The sequence below is a fragment of the Ruegeria sp. H7 genome, assembly GCF_056532945.1.
On sequence record NZ_JBQFNZ010000003.1, the window covers coordinates 199002 to 220816 of the forward strand.

Below are 21815 nucleotides of genomic sequence, written 5' to 3' on the forward strand. Positions count from 1 at the left end.
TTCTTTTTGAGGTCGCCAGAAGGGGCCAGCCCCTCTTGGCCTGCGGCCAATTCACCCCGAGGTATTTTCGAACAGAAGAAGGGGGGATCAGACCGTGAGTTGGCCCGAGGTCTGCCCGGTGATTGTTGCCGTCACGATCTGGCCTTCGGGCTGAGGCGCGTTGAAGGCGACCTCGGTGAATTGTTCGGTCCGACCCATATGGGGGTTTTCCATCAGGATGTGATGGGTTTTGCCGATCTGGTCTGACAGGTGCCGGGTGACCTGCGCATCACCTGCGGCGCGCAGGCGGGCGGCGCGGTCTTTGATGATGTTGCCGTTGACCTGCTGCGGGATGCGGGCCGCCGGGGTGCCGTCGCGTTTGGAGTAGGGGAAGACGTGCAGCCAGGTCAGATCGCAATCAGCGACCAGTTTCAGCGAGTTCTCGAAATGCGCCTCTGACTCGGTCGGGAAACCTGCGATGATGTCTGCGCCAAAGGTCATCTGCGGGCGCAGCTTGCGGGCCTCTTCGGTGAAGCGGATGGCGTCGTCGCGCAGGTGGCGGCGTTTCATGCGTTTCAGGATCAGATCGTCGCCATGTTGCAGCGACAGATGCAGATGCGGCATCAGGCGCGGCTCGGTCGCGATGGCCTGCATCAGGTTCTCGTCCACTTCGATGGAATCGATCGAACTGATCCGCAAGCGGGGCAGGTCTGGCACCAGCTTGAGGATGCGCATCACCAGATCGCCCAGCCTGGGCTGCGCCGGCAGGTCGGCCCCCCACGAGGTGAGGTCTACGCCTGTCAGGACGACCTCATTATAGCCTTTGTCCACCAGCCGCTTGATCTGATCGACAACCACGCCCGCAGGGACACTGCGCGAGTTTCCGCGGCCATAGGGGATAATGCAGAAGGTGCAGCGATGGTCGCATCCGTTCTGGACCTGCACATAAGCGCGGGATCGGGTTCCGAAACCGTCGATCAGGTGGCCAGCGGTTTCAGTGACCGACATGATGTCATCGACCTGCACTGTTTCGGTTTCGCCAATGAAATCGGCCGCCATACCCTTCCAGGTATCGGGCCGCATTTTCTCGGTATTGCCGATGACTGCGTCGACCTCTTCCATTTGGGCAAAGGTCTCAGGCTCGGTCTGTGCCGCGCAACCGGTGACGATCAGGCGGGCGTTTGGGTTTTCCCGGCGCAGCTTGCGAATCTCTTGCCGCGCCTTGCGCACCGCCTCAGCCGTCACGGCACAGGTGTTCACGACCACCGCATCGGTCAACCCCGCCTGTTGCGACAGCTCTTTCATCGCCTCGGTTTCATAGGCGTTCAGGCGACATCCCAGAGTGGTGAATTTCGGGGCGCTCATCCCAGCGACCTTATGAATTCGGGCGTCAGGGTGCCCGAGAATACATGGGCTGTTGGTCCGGTCATCCAGACACCATCGTCGCGCCAGTCGATCCAGATGGTGCCGCCGTCCAGTTCGATCTGCACCTTGCGCCCGGTCAGGCCCCGCCGAGCAGCCGCAACCGCTGTGGCGCAAGAGGACGAGCCAGAGGCCAGAGTGATGCCCACACCGCGTTCCCAGACGCGCATCCGGATATGATCCGGCCCGATCACCTGAGCAACCTGAACATTGGTGCGTTCGGGGTAGAGAGGGTGGTGTTCGTAGCGCGACCCGAACTCGGTCAAGGGAATCGCTTCGGCGTCATCCACGAAAAACGTGCAGTGCGGGTTGCCCATGCCGGTCGCCGTTGGCGCGCCTTCTATGGGCAGTTCCAGAGTGTCCATCTCTTCCGCCAGCGGGACGTCGTGCCACTCCAGCTGAGGTTGCCCCATATTGACCGAGGTCAGGCCGTTCCCGGCCTCTTTGGCCAACAATGTGCCCCGTTCAGTCGTCAGCGTCAGATCGGATTTCCCGCTTTCCTCCATCAGAAACCGGGCGATACAGCGGGTGGCGTTCCCACAAGCGGCCGAGGTCGATCCGTCCGCGTTGTAAAATACCAGATGTGCGTCGGCTGGGCCGGTTTCGATCACGGCCAACTGGTCGAATCCGACGCCAAACTGACGGTGCCCGATTCCCCTGGCCAATTCCGCGCTGATCGGAACGGCATGCGCGCGCGCATCCACAATGACAAAGTCATTGCCCAGCCCGTGCATCTTCATAAAGGGCAAACCGGTATCGCTTATCTGTTGCATGGCGGGCATATAACGTTGCTCTGAACATGAATCCACCCTGTCGCGCAGATTCCTGAAAAAAGGGGTTGACCCCCCCGCGCCACCTGCCTAATTAGGCCGCCTATCGGGTCGCGGGAAACACTGATTAAACCGGCGAAACGAGGCGCAAAATAAGGGCTTGAACCCGGTCGGGTAATTGCCTTACAGAGCGCCACGGATCGTCAAGATCCAACGAAAGAGTGGGCCGTTAGCTCAGTTGGTAGAGCAACTGACTTTTAATCAGTGGGTCGCAGGTTCGAATCCTGCACGGCTCACCACTTTTTCCGTAAGGCAAACTAGAACAGGCGGGATTTTCCCGCGTCTGCTGCAATCAAGCGGTATGGAACGGAATAGAAATATGCAAAAGACCGTTGGGGTCGGATGTAGGCACACCCCAACCCTCGAACTACTTCTTTTCGAAGAACAGGATGACCTCTCCGATGCGGACACCGAAGCGTGAGACATAGGCGCGGTTCAGCAGGCGGTCGTCTTCCAGCAGCCACATCCAGTCGTCGAACTTCACGCGCATAGTACCGTCCTTGATCGGCAGGTCGATCTTGTATTTCCAGTTGAAGGTGTCACCGCGCTCGATCCCTTCAGCGGTGCCAAGCACGCCGGGGGCGGTGCCGGTCCAGGTATCGGCGCCGGTTTTGGTCAGGGTCCAGATACGCTGCTCGGTCGCTCCGTCATCATAGACGAAATCTTCGACCAAGGTGAGCGTTTCTCCGTCCCAGGTGCCGTCGATATCAACGGTAAAGCGGCGCGGGACGTTGCCGAGGATGTCCTGAAACTGGCCGTAGGCAACGGTTTTGCCTTCGAAAAACTCCTCAAGGTTCAACTCGCGATCCGACAGGAAGGATTTGGGAACCCTCGGTTTGGCCGAGCACGCCGCCAGCACCAACAGACAGGCGATCGCGGCAATGGATATGAGCGCGCGGATACGGATCATTGCAACGGCCTGCCGTCCGCGTCGGCATCATAGCCGTTTGTGCCGGACAGATGCGTGGTCTTGATCTCGGGCGTGGGGCGCATGGTGGCGACCAGCTCGGCCACTTTGATGCCGAATTTGCGCATTTCGGATCGGTTCATGATCGCGCCATTTTCGGTCAGGTACATCCAGTCGGTCACATCCAGCGTATGCCCGCCCGCATCTTCGGGCAGGATGATCCTGTAGGTCAGCTTGACGGTCGAGCCCGAGATCTCACCTTTGCCTTCGCCCACGATGTCATCCGCCGTGGCGATGAAAGTGTTGCCGGTGCCCATGGTCAGATACCATTTGCGGGTCATCTGTTTGCCGTTGGAATAGGTGAACCATTCCGCCAATGTGCCCGAGTTGCCGTCCCATTCGCCGACCATTCGCGCCACGAAGCTGTTCGACATCTTGCCGTTGGGGCCATAGATCAAGCCTTCGGACAGGATCTCACCATTGAGGTGTTTCTTGAGCGAGAAATCCGGGCCGGTGCCCATGTAATCGGCAGGCGATTGGGACCGAAAGCTCAGAAACCGGCCCCGGGCCGCAAGAACAGCGAGGATGGCGAGCAGAAACACGATAAGCGTATTCATTTGGCTGTAACCTCCGTAGGAAGGGTCAGAACCATCCCGAACGCTCCAAGCTTTAGGATGCAGGGCAGCACGGCGTAGGCGAGGTTGAGCGTGTTCAACGCCTCGGCACTATTGGTTTGACCGGGTGTAAAGCCGCTGCGTTCCAGAAGCGGCAGAGTGAAAAAGGCAGCGAGCGCAAGGCCCAGCTTGCCAGCGAATGACCAGATGCCAAACGCGGCCGAGGCGTTCAGCCCCGCGCGTGTCAGCACGACGGAAAACATGGCAGGCAGCACCACCATATCCGCCCCAAGCGCCGCGCCGGATGCGACGCAGATGATGGCGAAACCGGTGAGGTCTCCGGCCGATAGCGTTGCGGCACCGATGAAGCCCGCGATCGAGAGGGGCATGGCGATGATCAGGGTCTTTTTCGGGCTGATCCGATTGCTGAGCTTGGCCCAAAGCGGCACGCTTGCGCCTGCGCTGAGGAAGAAAAGGATCAGCAGCGGCCCCGCCTTGCCGGCCAGTTGCAGGCGATCTTCGACAAAGAACAGGAACAGCGTTGAGGTGATGGCGACCGGAAGGCTGTTGACCAGTGCCAATGCCAGCAGTCTCAGCGCTCCGGCCTGCCCGAGACCTGTGAAGGACAGGCCCTGACCGGTGATCGGTGTGCGCCGCCAGATCGGTATTGTCAGAACCAAGGTCAACAGCGCCAACAGGCCGAGAAACAGCCCGAAAGCGGGGTAACCTTGCGCTGAAGCCCCCAAGGCCACGAACAGGGCTGGCGCGCTGGCCGCGATGACCACGCCCGTCAGTTGCCCGCCTTCGCGGTAGGCGGCGAGTGTCATCAGTTCTTTCGCGTCGGCCTTTTTCGCAAGCGTCGCGCTGCGGCCATAGAGCAGGATGGTGCCGAGGCTGTAGGCCGAAAACAGCAGGATTAGAACCGTGATCAGGGCTGTGACACTTGCGCCTTCGGGCAGGCCAAACAGCAAGGGAAAGCCGATGGCCAATCCCAACGCGGCCAAAGCTGCGAACAAAAGCTGCCCCCCCGGCCAGCGGTCGATGGCCCAGCCGATCAGCGGGTCCTGCACCAGATCGACCAGTCGGATCACCAGCAAGACTGTACCGATCACCCCAAGACCGATGCCCAGATTCACCGCCGCAAAGCGCGGCAAGTGAATATAAAGCGGAATACCCGCCGCAGCGAGCATCAGCGCATAGAGGCTGACACGGGGATACAGCATCACTGACCCTTCAAACTCTGCGTAAAGCTGGCCGACCGGGTGTTGTTGCCCAGAAAGATCGACATAAAGGATTTCTTGATGTCGGTACTCGCCAGCGTGCAGGTTTGGGTGCCATTGCGCCAGAACCCGACCTTGTTGGGCCCTTCCGAGATCGCCAGATAGTTGTCACCTTTGCTGACAGCCTGAAAACAGGCTTCAAGCTGTGCCTGTGTGGGCTGTGGGTTGCCCTGACGGGCCATCTCTTCCAGCGTCGATTCCACAAGTGCCTTTTGTTTTAGGTTCTTGCGGTAGGTCAGTTGCAGGCCAAAATCCTCGGCCCAGTTAAACGCGGCCCCGCCGGGGGTGTAGAGTTTCGCGTCGTAAAGCGGCAGACCCAGAAACCGAAAGGTCCCGCTGCCGATCTGCTTGGGGTCTTTCAATTCGCGCGACAGCGGATCCGCTGCCAGCCCAACCGGGGCCAGCAGCGTCAAAGACAAAAGCCCGGCGCGCCAGAGGCGCCTATTCAGCCGCAACAGCAGGGATGGCCGGGTCTTGTTCCAAAGTGCCATGGTCAGCTCCGATCGTTTGCGGGGTGCCCTTGATGCGATCCACGACATGCATCGCGCTGGCAATCCCGTCTTCGTGAAACCCGTGCCGGTTATACGCTCCGGCGAACCAGGTCCGGTTCTGTCCCTGCATCTCGCGGATTTGCCCTTGTGCTTTCAGGGCGGCCTTGTCGAACACCGGATGGGCGAACTCGACCTGATCATAGATTTTGTCCGCGGGAATTTCTGACGACGCGTTCAGCGTCACGAACAGCGGATCGCTGTCTGGAATGTTCTGCAAACGGTTCATCCAATAGGTGACGCCGACATTCCCGGCTTGCGAGCGATAGGTCCAACTGGACCAGCAAGCACGACGCTTGGGCATTTGACCGGGGTCGCAATGCAGGATGGCGCTGTTGGGCTGATAGCGGATCGCTTCCAATGCTGCAGCTTCGGCGGCGGTGGCATTGTCGCCCAGAATGGCGCGGGACTGATCGGAATGGGTGGCCAGAATGATCTCGTCAAACCGGTCGGTGTGGCCCTGACTTGTCACCGAAACGCCCATGTCGTCACGCTGAACATGATCGACCGGAGCACCCAGACGGATGTCACATCCCCGTTCGCGCAGGGCGGCGTCGATGCGACGCACATACTCGATGCTGCCGCCTTTGACCGTGTACCACTGGTGCTGGTTGGCGCGGCCGCTGGCCAGCAAGGCGTGATTGCGGAAGAACTGCACCAGCGAGCGCGCTGGGAACTGATCCACGAATTCAACCGGCGTCGACCAGATCGCGCCGCACATCGGCATCAGATAGTTTTGCCGGAACCAGTGACCCAGACGCATCTGATCCACCAGCTCTCCGATCGTGGTGTCGTCGTCCTTGGCGGCCTCGGGCGCTTCTTTGCTGAAGCGCAGGATGTCGGCGATCATCTTGTAATAAGACGGCCGCGCCAGATTGCGTTTCTGCGCCGTCAGGGTGCGCAGGTTGTTCAGCCCATACTCGATCCGACCGTTGTCGATGGTTGCGCCAAAGCTCATCTCGGATTTGGTGACCGGCACGTTCAATTCGTCGAACAGTTTGGTCAGGTAAGGATAGGTCGCGTAGTTGAACACGATGAACCCGGTATCCACCGGTTGATCACCTTTCTTTCCCGCCATGACCGTGCGGGCATGCCCCCCCAGTCGGGGTTCGACCTCGTAAACTGTGATGTCGTGGTCTTCTGAAAGGTAGTAAGCTGCGGATAGACCTGAAATGCCTGCACCTACGATTGCGATTTTCTTACGTACGCCCCGTGTTTCGTCGAACATGTGATCCCCTTAGTGCGACATTTTACAAAGGGATACGTAGCAGGGTTCACGCCGGATCAATCAGATTAGATTAATTTGCCACGTGCTCTAGACTGTGACGTCTGGGCTGAGTTTCCTGTGTGGTTGCGTGATCCAGCCCTTTGGCCCAACCGTAGAAGATACAGCACAACAGATATGGCCCGGGGATGAGCAGTTTTCACGGAAAAACCTATTGGATCGTAGGCGCCAGCGAAGGGCTGGGCCGGGCCGTGGCCGAGGGGCTGGCCCGCGACGGTGCGCATCTGATCCTGTCGGCGCGCAATGCCGACCGCCTGGCCGAAATCTGCGCCAAGCTGCCCAATGCGCGGTCGGTGCCCTTCGACGTGACCGATCTGGACGCCGTACGCCGCGCCGTGGCCGAGACCGGAGAGATCGACGGGCTGGTCTACAACGCCGGAGCCTATGAGCCGATGCGCTCGGCCGATTGGGACACCGAGGCGGTTCTGGCCATGACCGACGTGAACTACACTGGCGCGTTGCGGCTACTGGGTGAGACGGTGCCGGGCTTCATGCGCGCAGGTCGGGGGGACATTACTCTGATCGGCTCTTTGTCCGGCTATCGTGGCCTGCCTGCGGCGGTGGGTTATGCGGCCAGCAAGGCGGCGTTGGTGTCGCTGGCCGAGACGATGCGGTTCGATCTGGCGGGCACGGGGGTCACGGTTCGGATCGTCAATCCGGGTTTCATCAAGACCCGCCTGACCGAGAAGAATGACTTCAAGATGCCGATGCTGATGACGCCTGAGGACGCGGCAGAGCGTGTCATCAAAGCGATGTCGCGCCGTCGTTTTCGCACCGATTTTCCTGCACCGTTTTCCTGGGTGGTCCGGTTGGTAGATTACCTGCCGGATTGGCTGGTGTATCGTGGAAAATAGACCCTAACCAAACTGCCCCTGACAGAACCAGCCCGCTGACATGGTGCCGCCATGGCCGTAGAACAGCCACAGCCGTTCCCCCTGTTCCGTCACCACCACCCAGTAATCGCGCACGCCGCTGCGCCAGTTGGGATCGTCCAGCCACCATTCGGGCGCGATCCGTTCCGGGCCGGTGGCCTGTGCCAATTGCCAGTCGCGCCCGCGCCAGCGAAAGCTGCCGGGCACATCCGGGGTTTCCGGGGCCATCACCGGCTCGGGCTGCCACATCTGCAAGGGGCGCGGACGTGCCGGCGCAGGCCAATCGCGAGCCGGTTCCGACCACGCCGCCGCCAGCACCTGCGCCGTCTTCTCGGGGATGTGCGAGGCGGCGGGATGTCGCCGTGTGATCGCCTCAAGCCCGACCCGCGCGCCCAGCTTGCCGATCAGGTCATCCACGGCTGTATTCCCTTCAAGCCGGTTGCGGGCCACCTGTCTGGCTTCGGCATGTCCTGCCATCGTTCGGGCGTGGATAGGTTCGGTCTGGATCGCCTCAAGCCGCAGCATGTCGATGCCATAGCCAGCGTCGATCTTATCGATTTTCATCTCTAACAAGGGGCGAATGCGGTGTTTGTCATAGGTCGGACGGGCCAGACCGACCTCGATGATCTCAGCCGCCTGATCGGCGCGGTGGGCTTCCAACCGCAGGGTCCGGACGCCGCGTCCTTTCTCTTCCAGCTTGGTACAAAGCGTCGGCAGAACGCGATCAACAGCAGCCATCACGTCCTCGATCAACCCGATCGGGTTGGGCAGGGTCATCCGCACCGCAAACTGATGTGGCGGGCGGGCGGGCGAGACGGGCTCGGGCGCGCTGCCCATGGCCTGATCCAGCCGCAGCACCAGCCCGCGTCCGAACCGCCGCGCCAAACTGGCGCGTGGTTGCCCCAGCAGATCGCCGATCCGGCGCAGGCCCAGACGGTTGAGCTGTGCGACCACCTGATCCTCAAGCCGCAGCGCCGCGATGGGCAGCGGGCTGAGCGCGCCGTAGGATTGCCCTGGCGCGGCGATCCGGGCCCCGCCGCCCAGCGCCATCACCTGCGGCGCGGCCCCGCCTCTGGTCCAGTGCCGCCGCTTGCCCGCCCGCGCGCGGGTGGCACGGGCCTCCTGACTGATGGCGTCGCCATTGCGGTCGGATGTGGCCTCTTGCCCTGCATAGCGTGCCAGCGCCCAGGCCGCGCCCAGCGTATCCGCGATCCCCATCTGCACGCTGAGGCCCATATCGGCGCAGTCGGTTTCAAGCACGCTCAGCAATGCCTCTTCCCCGCCGAACAGATGGGCGCAGCCCGACAGATCGACGATCAGCCCGTCCGGCGCTTCCTCGGCCACCCACGGGCTGAACTTGCCCGCCCAGCGGCGCAGCGCGGTCAGAAACGCAGCCTCGGCCGGGGCGTTGCGGTGTCTGGTGATCAGCGAGGCACACATGGCATGGGCATCGCGCACCGGCTGACCCACGCGCAGCCCGGCAGCCTGAGCTTCGGCGTTCAGAGAGGTCACGACCTGCATGTTCGACTGTTCGGCCACGACAGCCAAAGGTCCGCTATGCAGCCCCCGCGCGGCGCGGATCAGCCGTTCAGCCCCCAGACGGGGAAACCACAGTGAAAGTATTCGGCGTTTTGGCATCGGCAGACATCAAAATGTTCTTATTTTGTTCTTACCTGAGAATCAGCGCCCGAGTCCACGCCTACCCGCAGGTCAGACGCTGAATGACGCCCGCACCGTTCACGAAGACATTCAGCCGGTCGATGCGATAATCCTGCGTCGCAATGTCGTTTGGTCCCAGAACCCGCGCCCGTTCGGGCAGATCGGCCTGAATGGAAGACACGGGCTGACCGACCGAGTCAGCAAACGGATCGCCCTGACAAAAGGCCAGATCGACCGGCGCGGCTTCGGGCTCGGTCCGCGCCTCTTCCGGGGCAGGAGGTTCGGCGCAGGCCGCAAGAAGGATCAGGATCGGGATAAATCGGTGCATTGGCGCTCCTCATTCCGGCAATGTCGTTTCTGCAATATCAAGCGTTTAACCTGCCTGTCATCAAAGCACAGTTGAAAACACCCTGCAATTGGCGCAGGGTCGGGGCAAACAAGACAGGGAGACAAGCACAATGCGCACCCGTGCCGCCGTCGCCGTTCAGGCGGGCAAACCTTTGGAAGTGATGGACGTGAACCTGGAAGGCCCCAAAGCGGGCGAGGTTCTGGTTGAAATCAAAGCGACCGGCATTTGTCACACCGACGAATTCACCCTGTCGGGTGCCGACCCCGAGGGCCTGTTTCCCGCCATTCTGGGCCACGAAGGCGCAGGCGTCGTGGTCGAGGTCGGCCCCGGTGTCACCAGCCTGAAGCCCGGCGACCATGTGATCCCGCTCTACACCCCCGAATGTCGTGAGTGTGAATACTGTCTGCACCCCAAGACCAACCTGTGTCAGGCGATCCGCGAAACGCAAGGTAAAGGCCTGATGCCCGACGGCACCTCGCGCTTTTCGACGCTGGATGGTGATCCGATCCTGCACTACATGGGCTGCTCGACCTTTTCGAACCACACGGTCCTGCCCGAGATTGCGCTGGCCAAGGTGCGCGAGGACGCGCCGTTCGACAAGATCTGCTATATCGGCTGCGGCGTGACCACCGGTATCGGAGCCGTCATCAACACCGCCAAGGTCGAGATCGGTAGCCGGGCCATCGTCTTTGGTCTGGGTGGTATCGGCCTGAACGTCATTCAGGGCCTGCGTCTGGCCGGGGCCGATCAGATCGTGGGCGTTGACCTGAACCCTGCCAAGGTGGAAATGGCGACGAAATTCGGCATGACCGATTTTGTGAACCCCAAAGAGGTCGAAGGCGATCTGGTTCCCTATCTGGTCAACCTCACCAAGGGCGGCGCGGACTATACGTTCGACGCCACCGGCAATGTCGGCGTCATGCGCGACGCACTGGAATCGGCCCACAAGGGCTGGGGTGAGTCGATCATCATCGGCGTGGCCCCTGCGGGTGCCGAAATCTCGACCCGTCCGTTCCAGCTGGTCACCGGCCGATCCTGGCGCGGTACCGCCTTTGGCGGTGCGCGGGGCCGGACCGACGTTCCCAAGATCGTCGACTGGTACATGGACGGCAAGATCGAGATCGACCCGATGATCACCCACACTATGGGTCTGGACGACATCAACCACGGCTTCGACCTGATGCATAAAGGTGAGAGCATTCGGTCGGTTGTGGTTTACTGATACAATGAAATGTTCTTGAAGGGCGGGCTTTAGCTCGCCCTTTTTTCGTACCTAATTTTTGATGATAGAATTATTTTGAATTGAGGATTTGAAGTGACAACAGGAAAATCCTACCGATTGGCAGTATTGATAGATGCGGACAATGTGCCCGCGAAACATGCCAAAGAGATATTCGAAGAAATTGCGACATTGGGCGAAGCCGGTCTCAGGCGGATTTACGGAGACTTTTCCAACGGCGCACCCCAAGGATGGGATGCCGCATTGCTGGCTGAATTTGCCATCGTTCCCCATCAGCAGTTCGCCAATACATCTGGGAAGAATTCCAGCGATATTGCCTTGGTAATTGATGCCATGGACATCCTGCATTCTGAGCGCTTCGGCGGGTTTGTACTGGTGTCGTCAGACAGCGACTTCACCCGCATGGCAAGCCGCATTCGCGAACAGGGATTGGATGTATATGGAATCGGCGAGCGAAAAGCACCCAAAGCGTTCGTCAATGCGTGCAATCGTTTCATTTACATAGAGAATATTGAAAAATCCGAACCCATTGCATCACGCGCGAAGAGTGCAGAGACACCAAAGGCGAAGCATGAGTTGAACCATGCTTACCAATTGATCCGAAACGTTGTGCTGAACACGAACGAGGCGGATGGATGGGCCAGTCTCGCTTTTGTCGGTAGTCAATTAGGTAAGATGTATCCGGACTTCGACTCCCGTACTTACGGTCACAAAAGGCTGAGCGATTTGGTTAGAGCCATTGGCCGCTTTGAAGAAGGTAACATAAATGGAGGACTCAAGATCAGGTGCAGTGACACCTAAAGCCTTGATTCAATCCCCCGGCCGCGACGCCCCTGTATCCGAGCGCGGTGAGCGCACCCGCAAAACCGGGGTGTTGGTTGAGGTGGTATTCGACCGGCTCTCGCGCCAGACCACGAATACACCAGACGCGATGATGACGCTTGCCCCGACGGCGACCCAGCCGTCCGGTCGCTCGCCAAAGAAGATCATTCCAAACAGCGTTGCCCAGATGATCTGGCTGTATTGGCTGGGGGCGACAACACCGGCGGGCGCGGCGCGGTAGGCCAGGATGATCAGGTGTTGCGCGATGACCGAGAACACGCCGACCAGCGCCATCATCGCCAGATGCAGCAGCGAGGGCGGCTGGTAGACGGCGGGTTGCAGCAAGCTCATGACCACAATAGCCAGTAGCATGGGGTAGAGGATCAGCACGGCCGAGCGTTCCTCATTCCCGATCTTGCGCACCAGAACGGATGCAAAGGCGCTGCAAAACGCAGCCGTCAGGGCGGCGAGGTGGCCCAAAGTGATATCCGTTGAACCGGGGCGCAGCACGATCAGAACGCCGATCAGGCCGACGCCAACGGCGGCCCAGCGCTGGGCGCGGACAACTTCGCCCAGAATCGGGATCGACAGGACCGTGACGATCAGCGGGAAGGAAAACAGCAGCGAATAGACCTCGGCCAGCGGCAGGACCGAGAAGGCGTAAAAGGCGCAGGACATGGCCGTGACCATCAGCGCCGAGCGCAGCAGCACCAGCCACGGGTGATGCGGCAGGAAGTTGCCCGTTGTCCGGTCGGTCAGGATTGTGACCGCCATGGGCACAAAGGAAAACAGCGTGGCGAAGAAGATGATCTGCATCACCGAATAGGTCCCGCCCAGCACTTTGATTAGCGCGTCATGGCTGGCAAAGACCGCGAATCCCGCAAACGCGAAACCAAGTCCCCGAAGGGTGCTGTTTTGAGTGCTCATCGATATGGCCTCGGGTGATGTCGGTGTGGTGGCACTGTGCCGTCGCAGCGCAAAAGGGCTGTCTTGCCCCTGAGTAAACCGATTTTACCGGGGCGCATAGCCCCTATTTTACCGCTAACATCGCAAAGCCGCCATGTTCAGGGATCAACGCAGGATCGGCGGAGCGTCCTTGGGTTGGCGGGCCGATTGCACACCGGCCTTCATCCCGACCCCGATACGCCGGGCCAGCGCGACCCATGGGGTTGCGGTTTCCGGGGGCAGGGTTTGGGCGGCGACCTCTTCGAAGAGGTCCAGCCAATGGGCGAACATCTCGGGCTTCACGTCGGGCCGCTCGATATGGACGCGTTGGGGATTGCCGTCATAGCAGCGCTCGAACAGGATGGCGTTGCGCCAGAAGGCGGCGATCTTTTCCTCATGGCTGGGCCAGTCGGTGACATGGTTGCCAAAGACCGGACCCAGCACAGCATCCTCGCGCACGCGGGCATAGAAGGCGCGGACCTGAGTGTTGATCTGATCGGGCGTTGCCGGAAAGCGCGGCGGCAGGGCGGGTCTGGTCATGAGGGCACCGGTTTCGACTCTGTTCCGGGCCAATATCCCGTTCTGTCGTCACGCGACAGGCGTGGTTTTGTCGCGCTGATCCGGCGTCAGCAGATGCCGCAGCAGGGCGACCGGATGCGCCCGCAGGCTGAGGCGGGTGGCGACGTAATCCTCGACTACCTGCTCGCCCAACGTCATCTGCGGCAGATAGGCTTCGGGCTCATCCAGCGCCTCGCCCTCCAGATCCTGCGAAAACAGGGGCAAGGGTTTGGCGGTGGCAATCGCCTTGGCCTGCCACAGCGCCTCGCGCCGGGTCAGATCGCAGGCGGCGAAGGCGTCGGCTTCGGCCAGCCGCTCGATCACCGACGGGCCCAACCCCGCCCGGCGCCAGACGTCATCGACCTGATGGTAGCCGTTGCCGCGTGCGGCGGTCAGCCAGCTGGCGTCCTCTTCGCTGAGCCCCTTGATCTGGCGGAATCCCAGCCGCAGGGCCAGCCCACCATGGCCGTCGGGCTCCATCACATTGTCCCAGAAGCTGGCATTGATGCAGACCGGGCGCACCTGCACCCCGTGTTCTCGCGCATCCCGCACGATCTGGGCGGGGGCATAGAAGCCCATCGGCTGTGAATTCAGCAGGGCGCAGGCGAAGATGCCGGGGTGGTGGCATTTGATCCAGGCGCTGGCATAGACCAGCAGCGCAAAGCTGGCCGCGTGGCTTTCAGGGAAGCCATAGGACCCGAATCCTTCGATCTGCGAGAAACAGCGTTCCGCAAAATCCTGTTCATACCCGTTGCGCTTCATCCCGCGCAGGAACAGCGCGCGAAACTCGCTGACATTGCCATGCTTCTTGAAGGTTGCCAGAGACCGCCGCAGCCGGTCGGCCTGTTCCGGGGTGAACCCCGCGCCGACGATGGCGATCTGCATCGCCTGTTCCTGAAACAACGGTACGCCCAGCGTTTTACCCAGCACCTCGCCCAGTTCGTCCGAGGGGAAGCTGACCTCTTCCTCGCCATTCCGGCGGCGGATATAGGGGTGGACCATGTCACCCTGAATGGGTCCGGGGCGGATGATGGCGACCTCGATCACCAGATCATAGAAATTGCGCGGCCGCATGCGGGGCAGGAAGTTCATCTGTGCCCGTGATTCGACCTGAAACACGCCGACACTGTCAGCCTTGCAGAGCATGTCATAGACACGCGAATCCTCGGGCGGCAGGGTGGCGAGGGTGTAGCTGGTCTGGTGATGTTGCCCGATCAGGTCGAACGCCTTGCGAATGCAGGTCAGCATCCCAAGGCTGAGCACATCGACCTTGAGGATACCAAGCGAGTCGATGTCGTCCTTGTCCCAGCAAATGACAGTGCGGTCCTCCATTGTGGCATTTTCGATGGGGACAAGTTCGTCCAAACGTCCCTCGGTGATGATGAACCCGCCGACATGCTGCGAGAGGTGGCGGGGGAAGCCGTTGATCTCATAGACCAAAGACAGAGTCTGTTTCAGGCGGCGATCTTCGGGGTCGAGGCCAATCTCGCGCATCCGGTGCGCTTCGAGCCCGACGGTTGAGAAGAAACCCCATAACTGTGAGGACAGCGCCGAGATCGTGTCTTCGGTCAGACCCATGGCCCGCCCAACCTCGCGAATGGCGCGTTTACCACGGTAATGCACCACCGTGGCGCAGAGGCCCGCGCGGTCCCGGCCATAGCGGTCATAGATGTGCTGGATCACCTCTTCGCGGCGTTCGTGCTCGAAATCCACGTCGATATCGGGCGGTTCATCGCGGGCCTCCGAGACAAAGCGTTCGAACACCATCGTGCCCAGTTCGGGGCTGACTTCGGTAATGCCAAGGCAGTAGCAGACCACCGAATTGGCCGCCGAGCCGCGCCCCTGACACAGGATATCGCGGGACCGCGCGAATTTGACGATGTCCCGGACGGTCAGGAAGTAGGGTTCGTATTTCAGCTTGCCGATCAGGGTGAGCTCATGGGCCAGCATCTTCCTGGCCTTCTCGGATGCGCCCGCCGGGTAGCGCCATTTCAGCCCCTCATGGGCCAGACGGTGCAGACGTTCGGTTGGGGTTTCCTGCGCGCTGCCCTCGCTGGGGTATTCATAGCGCAATTCATCCAGCGAGAAGGTAAGCCGTTCGCTGAGGTCATGGGCGCGGGCGACAGCCCCTTCATGCCCCTTGAAGATGCGCAGCATCTCAGCCTCGGATCGCAGGCGCTGTTCGCCATTGGCCAACGCTGCACGGCCCAGATCATCCACCTTGCGGCGCAGACGAATGGCGGTCAGCACATCCCCCAGCTTGCGACGCGCACCGTGATGCATCATCGGCGTGGCGCTGGCGAGGGTGGGGATGCCGAGATGTTTCGATTCCGTCTCTAATAAAGAGAAATAGGTGCTGTCTGCGCCATCATACCGGGGGTGCATCAACAGATGTATCCGCCCGACAAAGCGGCGCGTCAGCTGCTGCGCCTGTGTCCGCCATGGGCTCGCGCCGCCCTGCGACCGGTCCGCCTGTGGCCAGAGCAGCAAGTGGAGACCGTCGGAAAACGCCAACAGGTCCGACAGGTGCAGGATGCAGTCGCCTTTCTCGGCACGCCGGCGGCCGGTGGACAGAATACGGCACAGGTTGCCCCAGCCCTGCCGATTCAGAGGCAGGACGGTAACGGTGGGCGCATCGGTGAAGATCAGCCTTGCCGCCGGGATCAGGCGGGGCACCGCGTGGATCGGGTAGGAGGGCGGTTTGGGAATATGATCCGGGCAGGGCGGGCCGATGGAGGTGTTCTGCGCCTCCCACTCCAGCCGCTCACGCACCCTGCGGGCTATCTCGCGCCCTTGGGTGTGGGCGCGGACGATCCCGGCGACCGAGTTGTCATCGGCAATGGCGATGGCGGGCAGGCCCAGGGTGACGGCACGCTCCATGTACTCCTCGGGGTGCGAGGCCCCGGTGAGGAAGGTGAAATTCGAGGTGATCGACAATTCGGCATACATGGCGATTCTCTATTATATTCACGTTTTGTTCTTTTTCGAGTCCTTTGCGCAGGAAACGGGTCGATTGAGGCCGATGAGGCGGGCAGGGTCAGGAAAAAGGAGACCCGATATGTTCAAGATCACCGCATTGCCCACTGACGATGTCCGCGCCCTTCAGGCAGGCGGCCCGGATGCCTATGGTGTCCCGCCCGAGCGGGCCGTTTCGACCGGCGCTGGCAATCCATGTCGTCATTGTCTGCGCAACATTCCTGAAGGCGAAGAGATGCTGATATTGGCGCATAGACCCTTTTTAGAGACACATCCCTATGCAGAAACCGGCCCGATATTCCTGTGCGCCGCCCCGTGCGAGCGGTACGAGGGAGCGGAACTGCCAGAGATCCTGACCACCTCGCCGGACTATCTGATCAAGGGGTATGGTGCGGACAACCGGATCGTTTATGGCACCGGGGCGATCACGCCCACGGATCAGATTGGCGCAAAGGTCCGGGACATCTTTGCCCGACCAGAGATTGCCTATATCCACGTCCGCTCTGCCCGCAACAATTGCTATCAGGCGCGGATCGACCGGGTCTAAAGCTTGACCCGGTGCATCCCCCGGCGCGGCTGGTCCTGATCGTCCGCCGGTTCATCCACGCGCGAGGATGTCAGGGCGAGGAAGACATCTTCAAGGTCGGCTTCCTCGGTCCGGACATCGCGAATGCGGATACCTGCGGCGCGGACGGCTTCCAGAACCTGCTCGGCGCTGGTTTGTGCGCTGCGGTAGTTCAACACCAGATTGCCATCGTCACGCAGGGTGGCTTCGACGCCCTCGGTTGCGGGCAAATCGGTGACAGGACGGTCGGGGACAATCACCATGGTGCGGCTGTCCATGCGGCCCAGCAGGTTTGCGGTGCTGTCCTGCGCGATCTTTTCGCCGTGGTTGATGATAGCGATCTGGTCGCACATTTCCTGCGCTTCTTCCAGATAATGCGTGGTCAGGATGATGGTCATGCCCTGTTCGTTCAGCTTGCGCACATTGGCCCACAGCATCTGGCGCAGCTCGATATCCACGCCCGCCGTTGGTTCGTCCAGCACCAGCACTTTGGGGTGATGCACCAGCGCCTTGGCCAGCAGCAACCGCCTGCGCATCCCGCCCGACAGGGTGCGGGCATAAGCCTCGGCCTTGTCGCTGAGGCCGACCAGTTCAAGGATCTCATCGCTGCGGCGTTGCGCCTTTGGCACGCCATACAGCCCGGCCTGAACTTCCAGCGCGCCGCGTGGGGTGAAGAACGGGTCGAGGTTCAGTTCCTGCGGCATCACGCCGATGGCGGCGCGGGATTGGCGCGGGTTCTGATCCTGATCGAAGCCCCAGATCGACACATTGCCCGAGGATTTCACCACCAGCCCGGCCAGAATATTGATCAGCGTCGATTTCCCGGCCCCGTTTGGCCCCAGCAGCCCAAAGACCGACCCGCGCGGGATGGTCAGATCAATACCTTTCAACGCCTGTTTCTCGGGCTGGCCCTTGCTGCCGCGATAGGTCTTGCGCAGCCCTTCGATCCTGATTGCCGCATCGGCCATGTGGCTCTTGCCCCCGGTTTGCTCATCGCTCATAAACGCACCTAGTACATGCCCGCGAGGCCGACAACCGCAGAAGGATCGCCAGCCGTGACCATCGAAGCCCCGGAAACCAGGATCGTCGAAACCACCCGTGTCGCCTGTGACGGGGGTGAGGGCGCATTGGGTCATCCGCGCGTCTGGTTGCAGATCCCCGAGGATACCGGCTGGGTCGAATGCCCCTATTGCGACTGCAAATATGTTCTGAGGGGCACAGAGCAAGGCTGATCGTCCGCCGCTTCGGTCGCTGCCCAAATCTTGCCGCGTTTCTCATGGTAACTCTTTGGTGGGACCAACGCGGGTGAGTGCGATGACCGACATGACTGCTACACAGAACGCCAGCCCGGTTTTTGGCTGGATCGGATTTTGCCTGGCGGCGATGGCGTTGTTTGCCGCGCTGTTTGTGTTCTGGGCCGGGCCGTTTGCGCCGCAGCAATCAACCGGCGTGTCGCTGGGGGAACTGGCCGCCGAGATTGGAAAATCGACCCTCCGCGCTGCCGCTGGGCTGGAACAGCCTGAACCGGTCGCCCAAACCCGCGATCTGGACGATTTCCTGCAAATCGGCGTGGCCATGCTGGGCGGGCTGGCGATTGTTGTCTCGGTAATTGGCATTCTGCGCCACGAACGGATGCGCCCTGCTATCGCGGGCATCTCCATTGGCATCGGTGCGATCCTGTTCCAGTTCTTCGCCTTTGCCTTCTTCGCCTTCCTCGGCGTGCTGGTGATCATGGCGCTTCTGAACAGCTTCTCGGACGTTTTCAGCGGCCTCTTTGGTGGTTAACCCACGTTCCTGACTGGTCAGTCGCCTGCCCCTGTGGCAGAACCATCCCTGACCGACAGGGAGAGCGCGCATGAGCAATTTCGGAAAAGGGTGTCACCTGCATCTGATCGACGGATCGGCCTTTATTTTCAGGGCCTATCACGCGCTGCCTCCGCTGACGCGCAAATCCGATGGGCTGCCGATCGGGGCGGTTTCGGGGTTCTGCAACATGCTGCAGAAATATGTCGAAGGGAACGCCGGGCCAGATGCGCCGACCCATGTGGCGGTGATTTTCGACAAGGGCTCGCACACGTTCCGCAATGATCTGTACGATCTCTACAAAGCCAACCGCGAGGCGATGCCCGAGGATCTGCGCCCGCAGATGCCCCTGACCCGCGAGGCGACGAAAGCGTTCAACATCGCCTGCAAGGAGCTTGAGGGCTATGAGGCCGACGACATCATCGCCACGCTGGCCGTTCAGGCGCGTGAGGCCGGGGGTCGTGTGACCATCGTCAGTTCCGACAAGGATCTGATGCAACTGGTCGGCGACGGCGTGGAAATGCTGGATGCGATGAAGAACAAGCGCATCGACCGGGACGGGGTGCTCGAGAAATTCGGCGTCGGGCCGGAACGGGTGGTCGATGTGCAGGCGCTGGCCGGGGATTCGGTGGATAACGTGCCGGGCGCGCCGGGGATCGGGATCAAGACGGCGGCGTTGTTGATCAATGAATATGGTGATCTGGAAACCCTGCTGGACCGCGCCGAAGAGATCAAGCAGCCCAAGCGCCGCCAGACCCTGATCGAAAAGCGCGACCAGATCGAATTGTCGAAGAAGCTGGTGCAACTGGATGAGCAGACGCCTCTGGATTTCACCTTGGACGATCTTGAGGTGAAAGACCCCGAGCCGGAGAAGTTGCTGGCGTTTCTGGCCGAGATGGAGTTCCGCACCCTCACCAAGCGCATCGCGGATAAGTTGGGGGCTGAGGCTCCGGTGATTGCCGACGCGCCTGCGCCGGTCGAAGAAGTTGAAGCCGAGGTTATCCCGTTTGATGCCTCGAAATACGAATGCGTGCGCGATGCCGGGGCGCTGCAAAAATGGATCGATCAGGCCTATGAGCGCGGCTGGGTTGCGGTGGATACCGAGACCACCGGGTTGAACGAGATGATTGCCGATCTGGTCGGTATTTCGCTGTGCATTGAGCCGGGCGAGGCTTGTTACATCCCGTTGATCCACCGGCAAAGCGCGACCGATGATCTGTTTGGAACCGATGTGCTGGCCGAAGGGCAGATGCCGCTGGATGAGGCTCTGAATCTGCTGAAACCGGTATTCGAGGATCCGTCGATCCTGAAGATCGGGCAGAATATGAAGTATGATGCCAAGATTTTCGCGCGGTACGGCATCAACGTGGCCCCCATCGATGACACGATGCTGATGTCTTATGCCATGCATGGCGGCGCGCATGGGCATGGTATGGATACGCTATCCGAACGCTATCTGAACCACACGCCGATCCCGATCAAACCGCTGCTGGGTTCGGGCAAATCGGTGATCACCTTCGACAAGGTGCCGATTGAAGAGGCTACGGCCTATGCCGCCGAGGATGCCGATATCACTCTGCGCCTGTGGCAATTGTTCAAGCCGCAACTGCATCAGGTGCAAGTGACGACGGTGTATGAGACCCTCGAACGCCCGCTGGTGCCGGTGCTGGCCGAGATGGAGATGCATGGCATCAAGGTTGACCGCGATGTTCTCAGCCGCATGTCCAACGCATTTGCCCAGAAAATGGCCGGGTTAGAGGCTGAAATCCACGAATTGGCCGGTGAGAATTTCAACGTCGGCTCACCCGCGCAGCTGGGTGAGATCCTGTTCGACAAAATGGGGCTGGAAGGCGGCAAGAAGGGGAAAACCGGGAAATACTCGACCGGGGCGGATGTGCTTGAGGATCTGGCGACCGAGCATGAATTGCCGCGCCGGGTGCTGGACTGGCGGCAACTGTCCAAGCTGAAATCGACCTACACGGATGCTTTGCAGACCCATATCAACCCCGATACCGGGCGGGTGCATACGTCTTATTCGATCACCGGGGCCAGCACGGGGCGTCTGGCCTCGACCGATCCGAACCTGCAGAATATCCCCGTGCGCACTGAAGAGGGGCGGCGCATTCGCGAGGCGTTTATTGCCGAGCCGGGCAATGTGCTGGTCAGCCTCGACTACAGCCAGATCGAACTACGGATATTGGCGCATATCGCCGGGATTGATGCGCTGAAACAGGCATTCTCGGATGGGTTGGACATTCACGCCATGACCGCGTCTGAGATGTTTGACGTGCCGCTGGACGAGATGACGCCGGATATCCGCCGTCAGGCCAAGGCGATCAACTTTGGTGTGATCTATGGTATCTCGGGCTTTGGTCTGGCGCGCAACCTGCGCATCCCCCGGGCCGAGGCGCAGGGGTTCATTGACCGGTATTTCGAGCGCTTCCCGGGCATTCGCCAGTACATGGACGATACGGTCGCCTTTGCCAAGGAACATGGCTACGTGCAGACCCTGTTCGGGCGGAAAATCCATACGCCCGAGATCAATGCCAAGGGGCCACATGCCGGGTTTTCGCGCCGGGCGGCGATCAACGCGCCGATTCAGGGGACGGCGGCGGATGTGATCCGGCGCGCGATGGTGCGGATGCCGGATGCGATCAACGGGCTGCCTGCCAGGATGCTGTTGCAGGTGCATGACGAATTGCTGTTTGAAGTGGCCGAAGATGCGGTGGATCAGGTGATCGGTGTGGCGCGCGACGTGATGGAGGGTGCATCGGACCCGGCCGTCAAGCTGGATGTGAAGCTGGAGGTGGATGCCGGGCAGGGGGCCAACTGGGCCGAAGCGCATTAAGGAAAGCGCTGCTCATCAGGCCCGGCGGGCCCTCTTCGCAGCGGGTCAGGCTTTGGGCCTGACCAGTCGGTCCACCAGCCGTTTCACTGCAGGCCCAAGAACCACAATGACCGCGAAGGCGATGGGCCAGCAGAACATCCACGAGGCCATCCAGTCCGAGACGGTGGTGGGCCCCAGCCCCACGGCCTTGACCGTCGCAATACCGGTTACGATGCAGGACATCAGCCCTGACATGATCAGGCAAAACACGACATGCGATAAGCGGGCGGCGGTCATGGGCATCATCCGTTCGTTGGCCTTGGCAACATGTGGG

General features: G+C 61.0%; 21 protein-coding genes and 1 tRNA gene. 8 read left to right on the top strand and 14 right to left on the bottom strand.

Going from position 1 to position 21815, the window contains the following annotated elements:
- Positions 1-87: 87 nt before the first annotated feature.
- Together mtaB and dapF are read right to left on the bottom strand one after the other, a co-directional pair.
- Positions 88-1344 carry a tRNA (N(6)-L-threonylcarbamoyladenosine(37)-C(2))-methylthiotransferase MtaB gene (gene mtaB, locus ACR0AC_RS09805; RefSeq protein ID WP_170453478.1) on the bottom strand — a complete coding sequence of 419 codons (1257 nt, stop codon included), beginning with the start codon at positions 1342-1344 and terminating at the stop codon, positions 88-90.
- Positions 1341-2183, bottom strand: a complete 843-nt coding sequence (gene dapF / locus ACR0AC_RS09810; protein ID WP_170453479.1) for a diaminopimelate epimerase — start codon at positions 2181-2183, stop codon at positions 1341-1343. Before dapF ends, mtaB begins: the two co-directional genes overlap by 4 nt.
- Positions 2184-2394: 211 nt before the next feature.
- On the opposite strand from dapF, the gene ACR0AC_RS09815 reads away from it, so the two are divergent.
- Positions 2395-2470: transfer RNA gene (locus ACR0AC_RS09815), tRNA-Lys, on the top strand.
- Between the two features lie 128 nt (positions 2471-2598).
- Here ACR0AC_RS09815 and ACR0AC_RS09820 read toward each other — a convergent pair.
- The 5 genes from ACR0AC_RS09820 to ACR0AC_RS09840 are packed head-to-tail and all read right to left on the bottom strand — an operon-like array spanning position 2599 to position 6808.
- Entirely contained in the window at positions 2599-3141 is a 543-nt protein-coding gene (locus tag ACR0AC_RS09820; RefSeq protein WP_170623354.1) for a DUF3833 domain-containing protein, read from the bottom strand.
- Positions 3138-3755 carry a DUF3833 domain-containing protein gene (locus tag ACR0AC_RS09825; protein ID WP_480873075.1) on the bottom strand — a complete coding sequence of 206 codons (618 nt, stop codon included), beginning with the start codon at positions 3753-3755 and terminating at the stop codon, positions 3138-3140. Before ACR0AC_RS09825 ends, ACR0AC_RS09820 begins: the two co-directional genes overlap by 4 nt.
- The gene (locus ACR0AC_RS09830; protein ID WP_480583591.1) at positions 3752-4975 is read right to left on the bottom strand and encodes an MFS transporter; all 1224 of its coding nucleotides are present in this window, start codon (positions 4973-4975) and stop codon (positions 3752-3754) included. The genes ACR0AC_RS09825 and ACR0AC_RS09830 overlap by 4 nt, the downstream gene beginning before the upstream one ends.
- Positions 4975-5523, bottom strand: coding sequence for a hypothetical protein (locus tag ACR0AC_RS09835; protein WP_480583594.1), 549 nt, complete (start codon positions 5521-5523; stop codon positions 4975-4977). Before ACR0AC_RS09835 ends, ACR0AC_RS09830 begins: the two co-directional genes overlap by 1 nt.
- A complete protein-coding gene (locus ACR0AC_RS09840) occupies positions 5474-6808 on the bottom strand; it encodes an NAD(P)/FAD-dependent oxidoreductase (RefSeq protein ID WP_480873077.1) in 1335 nt (444 codons plus the stop codon). The genes ACR0AC_RS09835 and ACR0AC_RS09840 overlap by 50 nt, the downstream gene beginning before the upstream one ends.
- A 185-nt stretch (positions 6809-6993) precedes the next feature.
- Here ACR0AC_RS09840 and ACR0AC_RS09845 point away from each other — a divergent pair, with 185 nt between their 5' ends.
- The gene (locus ACR0AC_RS09845) at positions 6994-7719 is read left to right on the top strand and encodes an SDR family NAD(P)-dependent oxidoreductase (RefSeq protein WP_480873079.1); all 726 of its coding nucleotides are present in this window, start codon (positions 6994-6996) and stop codon (positions 7717-7719) included.
- A 3-nt stretch (positions 7720-7722) separates the two neighbouring features.
- On the opposite strand, the gene ACR0AC_RS09850 is transcribed toward ACR0AC_RS09845, so the two are convergent.
- Together ACR0AC_RS09850 and ACR0AC_RS09855 are read right to left on the bottom strand one after the other, a co-directional pair.
- Positions 7723-9375 carry a Y-family DNA polymerase gene (locus ACR0AC_RS09850; protein ID WP_170453528.1) on the bottom strand — a complete coding sequence of 551 codons (1653 nt, stop codon included), beginning with the start codon at positions 9373-9375 and terminating at the stop codon, positions 7723-7725.
- Between the two features lie 61 nt (positions 9376-9436).
- A complete protein-coding gene (locus tag ACR0AC_RS09855; protein WP_170453529.1) occupies positions 9437-9724 on the bottom strand; it encodes an I78 family peptidase inhibitor in 288 nt (95 codons plus the stop codon).
- 130 nt (positions 9725-9854) lie between these two features.
- Here ACR0AC_RS09855 and ACR0AC_RS09860 point away from each other — a divergent pair, with 130 nt between their 5' ends.
- Together ACR0AC_RS09860 and ACR0AC_RS09865 are read left to right on the top strand one after the other, a co-directional pair.
- Positions 9855-10967 carry an S-(hydroxymethyl)glutathione dehydrogenase/class III alcohol dehydrogenase gene (locus ACR0AC_RS09860; RefSeq protein WP_170453530.1) on the top strand — a complete coding sequence of 371 codons (1113 nt, stop codon included), beginning with the start codon at positions 9855-9857 and terminating at the stop codon, positions 10965-10967.
- Between the two features lie 93 nt (positions 10968-11060).
- Positions 11061-11786: an NYN domain-containing protein gene (locus ACR0AC_RS09865; RefSeq protein WP_170623347.1), complete on the top strand. Its 726-nt coding sequence runs from the start codon at positions 11061-11063 to the stop codon at positions 11784-11786.
- 9 nt (positions 11787-11795) lie between these two features.
- Here ACR0AC_RS09865 and ACR0AC_RS09870 read toward each other — a convergent pair whose 3' ends face one another.
- The 3 genes from ACR0AC_RS09870 to ACR0AC_RS09880 all read right to left on the bottom strand — a co-directional run bounded on the left by ACR0AC_RS09870 (position 11796) and on the right by ACR0AC_RS09880 (position 16259).
- Complete coding sequence (locus ACR0AC_RS09870; protein ID WP_480873082.1) at positions 11796-12734, bottom strand: DMT family transporter; 939 nt, start codon at positions 12732-12734, stop codon at positions 11796-11798.
- 144 nt (positions 12735-12878) lie between these two features.
- Entirely contained in the window at positions 12879-13292 is a 414-nt protein-coding gene (locus tag ACR0AC_RS09875) for a group III truncated hemoglobin (RefSeq protein ID WP_480873084.1), read from the bottom strand.
- A gap of 48 nt (positions 13293-13340) precedes the next feature.
- Positions 13341-16259 (bottom strand): error-prone DNA polymerase, encoded by a 2919-nt coding sequence (locus tag ACR0AC_RS09880; protein ID WP_480873085.1) that lies wholly within the window; start codon positions 16257-16259, stop codon positions 13341-13343.
- Positions 16260-16368: 109 nt separating this feature from the next.
- On the opposite strand from ACR0AC_RS09880, the gene ACR0AC_RS09885 reads away from it, so the two are divergent.
- Positions 16369-16833 (top strand): DUF1203 domain-containing protein, encoded by a 465-nt coding sequence (locus ACR0AC_RS09885; RefSeq protein ID WP_480873087.1) that lies wholly within the window; start codon positions 16369-16371, stop codon positions 16831-16833.
- Here ACR0AC_RS09885 and ACR0AC_RS09890 read toward each other — a convergent pair.
- Positions 16830-17819, bottom strand: coding sequence for an ABC transporter ATP-binding protein (locus ACR0AC_RS09890; RefSeq protein WP_480873224.1), 990 nt, complete (start codon positions 17817-17819; stop codon positions 16830-16832). The two genes, ACR0AC_RS09885 and ACR0AC_RS09890, sit on opposite strands and share 4 nt — an antisense overlap.
- Before the next feature lie 87 nt (positions 17820-17906).
- Here ACR0AC_RS09890 and ACR0AC_RS09895 point away from each other — a divergent pair, with 87 nt between their 5' ends.
- From ACR0AC_RS09895 to polA, 3 genes are all read left to right on the top strand, one after another.
- The gene (locus ACR0AC_RS09895; protein WP_480583615.1) at positions 17907-18083 is read left to right on the top strand and encodes a zinc-finger domain-containing protein; all 177 of its coding nucleotides are present in this window, start codon (positions 17907-17909) and stop codon (positions 18081-18083) included.
- An 82-nt stretch (positions 18084-18165) separates the two neighbouring features.
- On the top strand, positions 18166-18636 hold the full coding sequence (locus tag ACR0AC_RS09900) for a hypothetical protein (RefSeq protein ID WP_480873089.1): 471 nt from the start codon (positions 18166-18168) through the stop codon (positions 18634-18636).
- Between the two features lie 70 nt (positions 18637-18706).
- Positions 18707-21502, top strand: a complete 2796-nt coding sequence (polA, locus tag ACR0AC_RS09905) for a DNA polymerase I (RefSeq protein ID WP_480873090.1) — start codon at positions 18707-18709, stop codon at positions 21500-21502.
- A gap of 45 nt (positions 21503-21547) precedes the next feature.
- Here polA and ACR0AC_RS09910 read toward each other — a convergent pair whose 3' ends face one another.
- A complete protein-coding gene (locus ACR0AC_RS09910) occupies positions 21548-21778 on the bottom strand; it encodes a DUF2798 domain-containing protein (protein ID WP_170453539.1) in 231 nt (76 codons plus the stop codon).
- Positions 21779-21815 lie beyond the last annotated feature (37 nt).